10 protein-coding genes are annotated in these 11,922 nt (G+C 59.7%); 5 read left to right on the top strand and 5 right to left on the bottom strand.

Annotated elements, in window-relative coordinates:
• The first annotated feature begins 22 nt into the window (after positions 1-22).
• Positions 23-400: a hypothetical protein gene (locus CKW26_RS23815; RefSeq protein ID WP_093436628.1), complete on the top strand. Its 378-nt coding sequence runs from the start codon at positions 23-25 to the stop codon at positions 398-400.
• A 200-nt stretch (positions 401-600) separates the two neighbouring features.
• Here the strand turns inward: CKW26_RS23815 and CKW26_RS23810 are convergent, their stop codons facing one another.
• Positions 601-810 carry a cold-shock protein gene (locus tag CKW26_RS23810; protein ID WP_007908870.1) on the bottom strand — a complete coding sequence of 70 codons (210 nt, stop codon included), beginning with the start codon at positions 808-810 and terminating at the stop codon, positions 601-603.
• A gap of 237 nt (positions 811-1,047) precedes the next feature.
• On the opposite strand from CKW26_RS23810, the gene plsB reads away from it, so the two are divergent.
• The 3 genes from plsB to CKW26_RS23795 all read left to right on the top strand — a co-directional run bounded on the left by plsB (position 1,048) and on the right by CKW26_RS23795 (position 4,794).
• A complete protein-coding gene (gene plsB / locus CKW26_RS23805; protein ID WP_095050388.1) occupies positions 1,048-3,549 on the top strand; it encodes a glycerol-3-phosphate 1-O-acyltransferase PlsB in 2,502 nt (833 codons plus the stop codon).
• Positions 3,550-3,665: 116 nt separating this feature from the next.
• Positions 3,666-4,064 carry a YbaY family lipoprotein gene (locus CKW26_RS23800; protein ID WP_093436640.1) on the top strand — a complete coding sequence of 133 codons (399 nt, stop codon included), beginning with the start codon at positions 3,666-3,668 and terminating at the stop codon, positions 4,062-4,064.
• A 40-nt stretch (positions 4,065-4,104) separates the two neighbouring features.
• Positions 4,105-4,794, top strand: coding sequence for a DUF4197 domain-containing protein (locus tag CKW26_RS23795; RefSeq protein ID WP_007908873.1), 690 nt, complete (start codon positions 4,105-4,107; stop codon positions 4,792-4,794).
• Positions 4,795-4,854: 60 nt separating this feature from the next.
• Here CKW26_RS23795 and CKW26_RS23790 read toward each other — a convergent pair whose 3' ends face one another.
• The 3 genes from CKW26_RS23790 to CKW26_RS23780 form a co-directional block, all read right to left on the bottom strand.
• A complete protein-coding gene (locus CKW26_RS23790; protein ID WP_095050387.1) occupies positions 4,855-5,112 on the bottom strand; it encodes a DUF6124 family protein in 258 nt (85 codons plus the stop codon).
• A 984-nt stretch (positions 5,113-6,096) separates the two neighbouring features.
• On the bottom strand, positions 6,097-9,165 hold the full coding sequence (locus CKW26_RS23785) for an efflux RND transporter permease subunit (RefSeq protein ID WP_095050386.1): 3,069 nt from the start codon (positions 9,163-9,165) through the stop codon (positions 6,097-6,099).
• 6 nt (positions 9,166-9,171) lie between these two features.
• A complete protein-coding gene (locus CKW26_RS23780; RefSeq protein ID WP_095050385.1) occupies positions 9,172-10,272 on the bottom strand; it encodes an efflux RND transporter periplasmic adaptor subunit in 1,101 nt (366 codons plus the stop codon).
• A 94-nt stretch (positions 10,273-10,366) separates the two neighbouring features.
• Here CKW26_RS23780 and CKW26_RS23775 point away from each other — a divergent pair, with 94 nt between their 5' ends.
• Positions 10,367-11,002 carry a TetR/AcrR family transcriptional regulator gene (locus CKW26_RS23775; RefSeq protein WP_007908881.1) on the top strand — a complete coding sequence of 212 codons (636 nt, stop codon included), beginning with the start codon at positions 10,367-10,369 and terminating at the stop codon, positions 11,000-11,002.
• 132 nt (positions 11,003-11,134) lie between these two features.
• Here CKW26_RS23775 and CKW26_RS23770 read toward each other — a convergent pair whose 3' ends face one another.
• Entirely contained in the window at positions 11,135-11,917 is a 783-nt protein-coding gene (locus tag CKW26_RS23770; protein ID WP_095050449.1) for a class I SAM-dependent methyltransferase, read from the bottom strand.
• Between the last annotated feature and the right edge of the window lie 5 nt (positions 11,918-11,922).

Here is an 11,922-nt window from a genome sequence, read left to right as displayed (position 1 = left end):
CAGACCCGCAGTGAGGACATCCATGCGCCAACCGGACATCGAGATTTACCTGAAAGACGCCGACGTCGACCACAAGGCCATTTCGGCCTGGCTGGGCGAAGCGTTGGGCCCGTGCAGTGACTGGGTACAGAAAGGCCAGACCTACAAATGCACGGCCGGCAACGTGCCGGTGACCTGGCTGCCGAAAGCCGTGGGCAAGTGGAACAGCCTGTACCTCGAAAGCGACCAGACCCCATGGGACGACGACATCGCCTGCGCCCGCGCCGCGTTTGCTGCGCTGAACGTCGAAGTGCGTTGCGCGCCGGGGACGTGGGTTGAAGAAGAAGGTGAGGAAACGGCGGATCGCTGGATGCGTATCAGCGCAGACGGTGAAGAAGAAATCACCTGGAAAACCGCTTAAAAGCAAAAGATCGTCCGATCGCGGCCCGAGCCTTCGGCAGCTCCTACAGGGTTATGTGTACAGCTGTAGGAGCTGCCGAAGGCTGCGATCTTTGATCGTTCCCACGCTCCGCGTGGGAATGCAGTCCGGGACGCTCTGCGTCCCAAAGCGAACGCGGAGCGTCCGTTGAGGCATTCCCACGCAGAGCGTGGGAACGATCATTACAGGCCTACAACATCCTCAGCCTGCAACCCCTTCTCGCCAGTAATCACTGCGTATTCAACCTGCTGGCCTTCAGTCAGCGACCGATGCCCTTCGCCGCGAATCGCGCGGTAGTGCACGAACACGTCCACCCCGTCTTCGCGCTGGATAAAGCCGTAGCCCTTGGCGTCGTTGAACCACTTCACATTGCCGGTTTCGCGTGTTGCCATCTGTTCATACTCCTTTTTTATTATTGGACAGGCTTTTCGCAGGAAAGCCTTTGCGGAACGTCAGCCTGCGTCCGACGTCCATAAAAGGCCCCCGGCGACAGACCGCCGAGTATATGACAGGTGCGGAAAGTCTCAACAGGAGATTACTTCGCCGCTTTTTTGCCGATTTTCGGTGAATACGGCAAACTGTCGCCCTCCCGAGCAACCGCTCGGTTTATCCACTCACGCAGAAGCCGTATGACCCGTTCCCCGTTCCGCCGTCTAGTGTTTGGCACCTTGCGCCGACTGTTGTACCTCTGGGTTCGCTCGGAGACGATCAACCAGTCGTCGCTCACCCTCAACCTCGACCGCAGTCGTCCGGTGTTCTACGTCCTGCAAAACCCTTCGCTGACCGATCTGGCCGTGGTCGATACCGAGTGCACCAAGGCCGGCCTGCCGCGTCCGGTGCTGCCGGTGTCGGTGGGTTCGCTGATCGAACCGGCGGCGTTTTTCTACCTGACGCCGGATCCGGACTGGCTCGGTCGCCAGGACAAGCGCGGCGCACCGCCGACCCTGACTCGCCTTGTCAGCGCACTGACGCAGAACGCTGCTGAAGACGCGCAGATCATTCCGGTCAGCGTGTTCTGGGGCCAGTCGCCGGACAGCGAAAACAGTCCTTGGAAATTGTTGTTCGCCGACAGCTGGGCGGTCACCGGGCGTTTACGTCGGCTGCTGAGCATCATCGTCCTCGGGCGCAAAACCCGCGTGCAGTTCTCCGCACCGATTCACCTGCGCGAGCTGATCGAGCACAACAAGGGCCACGAACGCACCGTGCGCATGGCCCAGCGCATCCTGCGCGTACACTTCCGGAACCTGAAAGCAGCGGTCATCGGCCCGGACATTTCGCACCGTCGCAACCTGGTCAAAGGCCTGCTCAACCAGCCATTGGTCAAGCAAGCAATCCTCGACGAAGCCGAGCGCGAAAACATCTCCGCGGAAAAAGCCAAGGCCCAGGCCTTGCGCTACGGCAACGAGATCGCCTCGGACTACACCTACACGGCGATCCGCTTCCTCGAAGTGGTGCTGAGCTGGTTCTGGAACAAGATTTACGACGGCATCAAGGTCAACCACATCGAAGGCGTGCAGAAAGTCGCGCAGGGGCACGAAGTGATCTACGTGCCTTGCCATCGCAGCCACATCGACTACCTGCTGCTCTCGTATTTGCTGTTTCGCAACGGCCTGACCCCGCCGCACATCGCCGCCGGGATCAACCTGAACATGCCGGTGATCGGCAGCCTGCTGCGCCGTGGCGGTGCGTTCTTCATGCGCCGCACGTTCAAGGGCAATCCGCTGTACACCTCGGTGTTCAACGAATATCTGCACACGCTGTTCACCAAAGGCTTCCCGGTCGAGTACTTCGTCGAGGGCGGCCGCTCGCGCACCGGGCGCATGCTGCAACCAAAAACCGGCATGCTCGCGATCACCATGCGCAGCTTCCTGCGTTCGTCGCGCATGCCGATCGTGTTTGTGCCGGTGTACATCGGCTATGAGCGCGTGCTGGAGGGTCGCACCTACCTCGGCGAATTGCGTGGCGCTAGCAAGAAGAAAGAATCGATCTTCGACATTTTCAAAGTCATCGGCGCGCTCAAGCAGCGTTTCGGTCAGGTCGCCGTCAACTTCGGTGAGCCGATCAAACTCGCAGAATTCCTCGACGCCGAGCAACCGGACTGGCGCCAGCAGGAACTCGGCCCGCAGTACAAACCAGCGTGGCTCAACGAAACCACCAATCGCCTCGGCGAAAAAGTCGCGCAGCATTTGAACGAAGCGGCGGCGATCAACCCGGTCAACCTGGTGGCGCTGGCGCTGCTGTCGACCACACGTCTGGCGCTGGACGATCGCGCCATGGCGCGAGTACTGGATCTGTACCTGGCGCTGCTGCGCAAAGTCCCGTATTCGCCGCACACCACGCTGCCGGAAGGCGACGGCCGTGCGCTGATCGAGCATGTGAAAGACATGGACCTGCTCGCCGAGCAGAACGATGCCTTGGGCAAAATTCTCTATCTGGACGAGCAGAATGCCGTCCTGATGACTTACTACCGCAACAACGTGCTGCACATCTTCGCGTTGCCTGCACTGCTGGCGAGCTTCTTCCAGAGCGCTTCGCGCATGAGCCGCGAACAGATCCTGCGCTACACCCGCGCGCTGTATCCGTACCTGCAATCGGAGCTGTTCATTCGCTGGACGCTGGACGAACTGGACGGTGTGGTCGATCAGTGGCTGGAAGCGTTCGTCGAACAAGGCCTGTTGCGTTTCGAGAAAGACGTCTATCTGCGTCCGGCGCCAAGTTCGCGGCATTTCGTGCTGCTGACGCTACTGTCGAAGAGCATCGCCCAGACCTTGCAGCGTTTCTACATGACCGTGTCCTTGCTGCTCAACAGCGGCCAGAACAGCATCAGCGCCGAAGAGCTGGAAGATCTCTGCACGGTCATGGCCCAGCGCCTGTCGATCCTCCACGGCCTCAACGCCCCGGAGTTCTTCGACAAGAGCCTGTTCCGTCACTTCATCCAGACAATGCTCGACCTCGACGTGCTGCGCCGCGACGAGGCCGGCAAACTGAGTTATCACGAACTGCTTGGCGAGCTCGCCGAAGGTGCAGCCAAACGCGTATTGCCGGCGGAAATTCGCTTGTCGATTCGCCAGGTCGCGCTGCATCGCAGTGAGGATGCTGCCGATCAGGTCGTCGCCCAACCCGAGACCTGATGCAAACCTGGTGGGAGTGAGTTTGCTCGCGAAGACGGAGTGTCAGACAACTGAAATGTTGAATGCTAAACCGCTTTCGCGAGCAGGCTCGCTCCTACAATTGAATGGAGAACACCATGAAAAAACTGACTCTGCTCGCCGCCGCTACACTGCTCAGCGCCTGCCAGTCGACCACACCTGCCGGCAAGGTAGGCCTCGACGGTGAAGTGTTCTACCTGCAGCGCATCGCCCTGCCTCCGAGCGCGACCCTCAGCGTCAGCCTGCAAGACGTTTCGTTGGCCGATGCGCCAGCCGTAGTACTGGACGAGCAAAAAGGTCCGGTCAAAGGCCAGGTGCCACTGCCCTTCCACTTGAGCTACGATCCAGCGCAGATCAAACCTGGCCACCGTTACTCGGTCAGCGCGCGCATTGAAGTCAACGGTGAGTTGATGTTCATCACCACCGAAAACCACGCCGTGCAACTCGACGGCAACGACCCGCAGCCGCTGAAAATCCGCGTCGACGCCGTTCGTTAATTCATTTTCCGCAACCCTTTTCCGCAACAAGGAAGCCGCCATGCTCCGCCCTACCCTTCGCTTCGCTGGCCTGTGCGCAGGCCTGATGATCTCCGCCAGCGCGCTGGCCCTGTCGCTCAGTGACCTGTCGCAAAAAGACGCCACCGGCGGCCTCAAGGATGCCCTGACCCAAGGCGCGCAAATCGCCGTCAAGCAACTGGGTACACCCGGCGGCTTCAGCAACAACCCCGACGTGAAGATCGAGCTGCCGGGCAAACTCGGCAAGGCCGCGAGCAAGATGAAAGCCTTCGGCATGGGCGCTCAGGTTGAAGAACTGGAAACCGCGATGAACAAAGCGGCGGAAAGCGCTGTAACTCAAGCCCAGCCCATCCTCGTCGACGCCGTGAAGAAAATGAGCGTGGCAGACGCCAAAGGCATCCTCAGCGGCGGCAAGGACTCGGCCACGCAATACCTCGACAAATCCAGCCGCGAACAGATTCGCGCCAAGTTCCTGCCGATCGTCAAACAGGCGACCGACAAGGTTGGCGTAGCACAGAAGTACAACTCGTTCGCTGGTCAGGCTGCTGCGTTTGGCGTTGTCGATGCGAAGAGCGCCAACGTTGAAAACTACGTGACCGAGCAAGCGCTGAATGGCTTGTTCGAGATGATCGGCAAACAGGAAGAAACCATCCGCCAGAACCCGGCTGCTGCGGCGACCAGTTTGGCGAAGAAGGTATTCGGCACGCTGTAATGTTCTGAACGACAAAAAGCCCGCTGACCTTCACCGGTTCAGCGGGCTTTTTTGTGGGCGTCAGTTTTGCGGGTCGACTTGATCGAGGACGCGATTCACCGAAAGCTCAGCGAGGGAAATCATCTGCTGAATACCCAGAAGCTGACTACACGTCGGGCCATTCAGGGTGAACGCCAGTTCGCTGGCCATGATGTTGGCTGAAGCCAGGGTTTCACAGGCGTGAGCGAGTAATGTTTCGGAATCGACTTCGGGAAGGACGGTGAAAATTGTGCTGGGATGGCTGACGGCTTTGGGGGGATTTGGTGTGGGTTTGAACATGGCGAAATCTCCTGAAGTAGTGGAGCCGCCACCGTTCGCTGCGAAACGAAAGTTAGGTGGCAGCTGTACGCAGGTTCGCAGACCGGGACTTCAGGCACCCGGCATACCCGAAGGTATCCCGCGCACAACCGCCATGACACAGGCATAAAAAAGCGCCCGCTTTCGGATGGTGGACGCTGTGCGTCTGAAGTTTAACCGGGCTGCGAAACCCGGTCGCTGATTTTTGCAGCGACAGACCTAGCCTAGAGATCGCGCTTCCGACGGACAACCTGAAAACCTTGTGGGAAGGTTCTGTGTTTTCGCAACACGGTTAAACAATTTTGCCTGTCCGATCGTCATCGCCAGCAGGCTGGCTCCCACAGGTTGGAAGGAGTCCATGCAGAGAGAAATTGGACAGCTGGCGGGCCGTCATCGCGAGCAGGCTCACTCCTACAGTTGGATCGTGAGCAATCCGCTGGAGATCGGTCGGCTGTCAGGCCGCCATCGCTGGCAAGCCAGCTCCCACAATTGGATTGGGTGTATGCAGGTAGAGATTGGGCGGCTGTCAGGGCGTCATCGCGAGCAGGCTCACTCCCACAGAAGAGCAAGAGCAGACCGCTTCTGCTCCTCACCACTCAACAGGATGAGCGTTAGCTCGGCTGCAGCTTTTGATCTTGATCTGAAGGCCCGTCGGCAGGCTGAGTGGAGGGATTGATCCGGGGGTGGGAGCGCAGCGACCGTTCGACGAAGTCGAACACATCGAGAGGAGGTGCAGCGAAGCAAACCGTAGGCGATGCCCCCGGATCGATCCCGGAGCGAAGGAACCCCGAGCCCCAGCGAGCGGGCCGAACGTCAGGACAAAGCCTTTTGGGTTACCTTTTCGGCGTTTGGAAAAGGTGACTCGCCGTAAGGGCGAAACCGCCAGCGGCAGCACCCACAAAAACGGATATTCACCCAAAACCCCAAGAACATGGTCGGCCCGAAGGCCGCCACGTCACAAAAGAATCAAGCGTCCTTACGCACCCGGAACCAAGCCGCATACAACGCCGGCAAAAACAACAGCGTCAGCGCAGTAGCAACAATCAACCCGCCCATGATCGCCACCGCCATCGGCCCGAAAAACACACTCCGCGACAACGGAATCATCGCCAGCACCGCCGCCAGCGCCGTCAACACAATCGGCCTGAAGCGTCGAACCGTAGCCTCGATAATCGCCTGCCAAGGCTTAAGCCCCGAAGCAATATCCTGCTCGATCTGATCCACCAGAATCACCGAATTACGCATGATCATCCCGGACAACGCAATCGTCCCCAACATCGCCACAAACCCGAACGGCTGACGGAACACCATCAAAAACAGCGTCACCCCGATCAACCCCAGCGGCGCCGTCAAAAACACCATCACCGTGCGCGAAAAACTGCGTAACTGCACCATCAGCAAGGTCAGCACCACCACGATGAACATCGGCACCCCGGCATTCACCGACTTCTGCCCACGCTCGGAATCCTCCACCGTACCGCCGACATCCAACAGATAACCATCGGGCAACTCGGCGCGAATCGAATCCAGCGTCGGCATGATCTGCTTCACCAACGTCGCCGGCTGCTCCTTGCCATAAATATCCGCGCGCACGGTCACGTTCGGCAGGCGATTACGATGCCAGATAATCCCCTCCTCAAAGCCGTATTCCAGCGTGGCAATCTGCGACAACGCCACACTGCGGCCGTTGTCCGTCGGCACCGCCAGACTCGGCAACAAGGACAATTCAGTGCGCTCATGCACCGTGCCGCGCAGCAGAATCTCGATCAATTCGTTGTCTTCGCGATACTGACTGACACTCGACCCGGTCAACGAACTCTGCAGGAATTTCGCCAGATTGGCCGTGCTTACACCCAATGCTCGCGCGCGATCCTGATCGATGTTCAGGTACACGACCTTGCTCGGTTCTTCCCAATCCAGATGCACATTGACCACATGCGGATTCTCGCGAACCTTGGCCGCGACCTTGCGCGCCAACGCCCGGACTTCTTCGATATGTTCACCGGTGACGCGGAACTGCACCGGATAGCCAACCGGAGGACCGTTCTCCAGACGCGTAACCCGCGAACGCAGGGCCGGGAATTGCTCGTTAAGCGTCTCGATCAACCAACTGCGCAGCGCTTCACGCTCCTCAATGGTTTTCGCCAACACCACAAACTGCGCAAAACTGGCCGCCGGCAATTGCTGATCCAGCGGCAGATAGAAACGCGGCGAACCCGTGCCGACATACGCCACATAATTATCAATACCGGCGTGACCCTTGAGCATCGCCTCCAGACGTTTGACCTCGCCAGTGGTATTGGCCAACGACGCGCCTTCAGCCAGTTTCAGATCAACCATCAACTCCAGTCGATTCGAGGCCGGGAAAAACTGCTGCGGGACGAAACGGAACAACATCACAGAGGCGATAAACAGCCCCACCGTCAGCACGATCACGGTCTTGCGGTGCGACACGCACCACTCCACCAAGCGCCGAACGCGCTGATAAAACGGCGTGCCATACGGATCAGCCTGACCATCGGCGGTACCGTGTTTGGCCGCATGGATTTTCGCCAGATCCGGCAGGAGTTTTTCCCCCAGATACGGTACGAACATCACCGCCGCGACCCAAGACGCGAGCAAGGCGATGGTCACCACCTGGAAGATCGAACGTGTGTATTCGCCAGTGCCGGATTGCGCCGTGGCAATCGGCAGAAACCCGGCGGCGGTGATCAAAGTACCGGTGAGCATAGGGAACGCGGTGCTGGTCCAGGCATAGCTCGCCGCGCGGATACGGTCAAAGCCCTGCTCCATTTTGATCGCCATCATTTCCACGGCGATGATCGCGTCATCCACCAGCAAGCCCAACGCCAGCACTAACGCGCCAAGGGAGATCTTGTGCAGGCCGATGCCGAAGTAATACATGCAGGCGAAGGTCATCGCCAGCACCAGCGGAATGGTCAGCGCCACGACCATGCCGGTGCGCACGCCGAGGGAGAAGAAGCTCACCAGCAAGACAATCGCCAGTGCCTCGACCAGCACCTGGACGAACTCGCCGACCCCGGTTTTCACCGCCGCCGGCTGATCGGAAACCTTACGCAATTGCATGCCGGCCGGGAGGTTTTTCTGGATGCGCGAGAACTCGCCTTCCAGCGCCTTGCCGAGCACCAGAATGTCGCCGCCATCCTTCATCGCCACCGCGAGACCAATCGCATCTTCGCCCATGAAGCGCATACGCGGCGCCGGTGGATCGTTGAAACCGCGACGCACGTCGGCGACATCGGAGATGCGGAACGTACGATCGCCGACGCGGATCGGGAAGTTTTTTATCTCATCGACCGTCTGAAAATTCCCCGAGACCCGCAGTTGCAGACGCTCGCTACCGGTTTCAAAGAACCCGGCGGTGGACACCGCGTTCTGCTCTTGCAGCGCTTGTTGCACCGCCGACAGCGGCAAGCCAAGGGTCGCCAGCTTGACGTTGGACAGCTCGACCCAGATCTTCTCGTCCTGCAAGCCGAGCAAGTCGACCTTGCCGACATCCTTGACCCGTTGCAGCTGGATCTGGATGCGATCGGCGTAATCCTTGAGCACCGCGTAATCGAAACCGTCCCCGGTCAGCGCATAGATATTGCCGAACGTGGTGCCGAACTCATCGTTGAAAAACGGCCCCTGAATATCCGGCGGCAAGGTCTGGCGAATATCACTGACCTTCTTGCGCACCTGATACCAGAGGTCGGGGATTTGCTTGGAATGCATCGAGTCGCGGGCAATGAACGTGACCTGCGATTCGCCGGGGCGCGAGAACGACACGATGCGCTCGTACTCGCCGGTTTCCATCAGTTTCTTTTCAATACGCTCGGTGACCTGCCGCGAGACTTCCTGCGCGGTCGCCCCCGGCCAACGGGTTTGAATCACCATGGCTTTGAACGTGAACGGCGGGTCTTCACTCTGGCCGAGTTTGGTGTAGGACAACGCACCGACGATGGCCAGCAAAAGCATCAGGAACAGTACGATCTGGCGATTACGCAGCGCCCATTCAGAAAGGTTGAAGCGCATCGGGACTTACTCCTTGTTCGCCAGATTGACGACGCGATTGGAGCGATCCACCGGACGCACCTGCTGCCCTTCGAGCAACACATGCACGCCAGCAGCCACCACCCAGTCACTGGCGTTCAAGCCTTCGAGCACCGGCACGGTTTTCTCGCCGAACGGGCCGATGCGCACCGGGGTTTTCTTCAAGGTGTTATTGGCGCTGACGACCCAGACGTAGGTCGCGCCGTTTTCGGCGGTGAGTGCCGAGAGCGGCACCGACAGGGAAACGCTGTCGGCCGATTGCACGAACACTCGGGCGCTCTGGCCCAGTTCGGCCGGGACTTTGCCGCTCACGAAAGAAATGCGCGCAGCGAAAGTGCGCGAGCGTGGATCGGCGGCGGGCGACAGTTCGCGGATTTGCCCGGCGAAGCGCTGGTTCTGTTGCGTCCACAGTTCGACGGTCACAGGCTGACCGACCTTGAAGCGCCCGAAGCTCTGCTCCGGCAGGCTGATCAGTACTTCGCGCTCACCATCAGTGGCAAGGGTAAACACCGTTTGCCCGGCGGCAACCACCTGCCCAACCTCGACCGAACGCTTGGCCACCACGCCATCCTGCGGCGCACGCAACACGGCGTAACTGGCCTGATTGGTCGAAACGTTGAATTCAGCTTTGATTTGTTTGAGACGGGCCTCACCGGAGCGGTAAAGGTTTTCGGCGTTGTCGTAGGCCGAGCGGCTGACCATCTGCCGATCCATCAGGGTCTTGTAGCGATCACGTTCGGCGCGGACCAGATTGAGATTGGCTTCGGCGGCAGCCACCTGGGCGCGAGTGGCTTCCAGTTGCAGGCGCACGTCCTGCGGATCGAGTTCGGCGAGTGGCTGATCAGCCTTCACGCGCTGACCTTCATCGACCAGTCGTCGGCTGACTTTGCCGCCAATGCGGAATGCCAGATCCGGTTCATAACGGGCGCGCACCTCGCCCGGATAACTTTCCATCGCCTGTGCCGAAGGCTCTGGCTGCACCACCATGGCTGGTCGCACGGCGACTTGCGTCGCCTCTTCCTGACCGCATGCTGACAAAAGGAACGCCAGACTCACTGGCAACGCGAGGGACAACGCATGGCGGAACATGGTGACGGACCTTTCGCTAATGGTGCTTGGAATAATTATACTGGCGGGTATGTTATTAATAGCAAACTCACCAGTCCAGTATTAAAAGCGAAGAATGTCGAACAATCTTTCAGCTCCAAACGGCCCGGGCCGCCCCAAGGATCTGGCCAAGCGCCAAGCGATCCTCGACGCGGCGAAAATTCTGTTTCTGAGTCATGGCTACGCCAACACCAGCATGGACGCGGTCGCAAGCGAGGCCGGCGTGTCGAAGCTGACGGTCTACAGCCATTTCAACGACAAGGAGACGCTGTTCTCCGCTGCCGTGGTGGCCAAATGCGAGGAGCAATTACCGCCGCTGTTCTTCGAATTGCCCGAAGGCATCGCCGTGGAAAATGTGTTGCTGAACATTGCGCGAGGCTTTCATCACCTGATCAACAGCGATGAATCGGTGAATCTGCACCGTTTGATCATGGCGCTCGGCAGTCAGGATCCGAAGCTGTCGCTGATCTTCTTCGAGGCGGGTCCGCAGCGCATGGTGCAGGGCATGGAACGGCTGTTGACGCGCATCCACGAGACCGGCGCGCTGAGCATTGATCTGCCGCGCAATGCCGCCGAGCATTTCTTTTGCCTGATCAAGGGTGCGGGGAATTTTCGGCTGTTGTATGGCTGTGGGGAGCCGTTGACTGAAGAGGCAGCGGAAAGCCATGTGCAGGAAGTGGTGGGGTTGTTTATGCGGGCGTACAAAGCCTGATTTCTGCGGTGTCGGCACTGACGCCATCGCTGGCAAGCCAGCTCCCACAAGGATTTGGGTTTGATTACAAATCGTGTACACACCACCAAACCCTGTGGGAGCTGGCTTGCCAGCGATGAGCGCGACTCGGTATCAAGCCTTGAGCGCTTTCTTCGGATAAATGTCATAGCGGCTCGATTTGCCATCCAGCGCATGACTCGGCTTCGGCCCCGCAATGCACGGCGCCTTGCGCGGTCGCTTGACCACCACCCGGTGCGTCGCCAGTGCCAACGCGGCTTCGAGCAACGCCGGCGCATCCGGATCATCGCCCACCAGCGGCCGGAACAGACGCATCTCCTTTTTCACCAGCGCGGTCTTCTCTCGGTGCGGAAACATCGGGTCGAGGTAGATCACCTGCGGCGCCTCACCCTCCCAGTTCTGCATGACTTCAATGGAGTTGCCCTTGAGCAATTTCATCCGCGCCACGATCGGCGCGACATCGAAATCTTCTGCGCCCCGCGCCAGGCCATCCTCCAGCAGCGCGCCGATCAGCGGCTGGCGCTCGATCAGGCTCATCTCGCAACCGAGGCTCGCCAGCACAAACGCATCCTTGCCCAATCCTGCCGTGGCATCCAGCACGCGCGGGCGCACGCCTTGGGCGATGCCGACAGCCTTGGCGATCATCTGCCCGCTGCCGCCGCCGTATAGCCGACGATGCGCAGCGCCGCCCTCAACAAAGTCGACCCGCACCGGCCCAGGTGCGTCCGGGCCGAGCTGTTGCAGTTGCAAACCCTGCTCGCCGACCTGCAAGGCGAACTCGCCGTCCGGCACGTCACGCGGCAGACCAAGGCGTTCGGCCCACTGCTCGGCTTGCGCTTCAAACGTCGGGCCGAGGGCCTGGACATGGATGCGGCAGGCCGCGGGTTGCTCGATCATGGAAA

Source organism: Pseudomonas sp. Irchel s3h9 (assembly GCF_900187475.1).
GTDB lineage: Bacteria > Pseudomonadota > Gammaproteobacteria > Pseudomonadales > Pseudomonadaceae > Aquipseudomonas > Aquipseudomonas neuropathica.
Note: the sequence above shows the minus strand (reverse complement) of the source record. Positions and strands in the feature narration are given on the sequence as shown.